The sequence below is a fragment of the Promicromonospora kroppenstedtii DSM 19349 genome, from assembly GCF_000515355.1.
Classification (GTDB): Bacteria; Actinomycetota; Actinomycetes; order Actinomycetales; family Cellulomonadaceae; genus Promicromonospora; species Promicromonospora kroppenstedtii.
The window spans coordinates 7,139-7,634 of the sequence record NZ_KI911726.1 but is presented as its reverse complement, the minus strand read 5'-3'; the positions used below and the strand labels follow the sequence as shown (position 1 = coordinate 7,634).

Sequence of the window (496 nt, the reverse complement as noted above, 5' to 3'; positions counted from 1 at the left end):
GCCACCCTGCTCGCGCACGCGGCGCGGCCCGGGGGCTCCGAGGCCGGCTCCGGGGCGGACGGCGAGGAGGGGAGTCCCGACGGCACCCTGGTCCGGTTCGACCGCCGCTGGATCCGGTTCGCCCCGCTGTCCTTCCTGACGCCGGCGCTCGGCGCCGCCGCGGCGGGCGGCCTGATCCAGGTGTCCGAGTGGTTCGGCCTGCAGGACGAGCTGTTCGAGGCGATCGGGTCGTGGTTCGGCCTGGCACCGGCGGTCCTCGTCGCGGTGGCCATGGGCGTGGGCCTGTTCGTGGCCGGTGGCGTGGCGACCGTGGCACTGTGGGTCGAGTCCTGGTGGAACCACACGCTGGACCGCCAGTCCGACGGCACGCTGCGCGTGCGGCGGGGCCTGCTCACCACGCGGTCGATCACGCTGGAGGAGGCGCGGCTGGCGCGGCGTCGAGGTCGTCGAGCCCCTGGCCGCCCGCCTCGCGGGCGGCGCACGGGTCGACGCCGTC

At 76.8% G+C, this 496-nt stretch carries 1 pseudogene; it reads left to right on the top strand.

The annotated features are described in order from the left end of the window. Positions 1-496 (top strand): annotated as a pseudogene (locus PROKR_RS35735) (hypothetical protein); the annotation flags it as partial.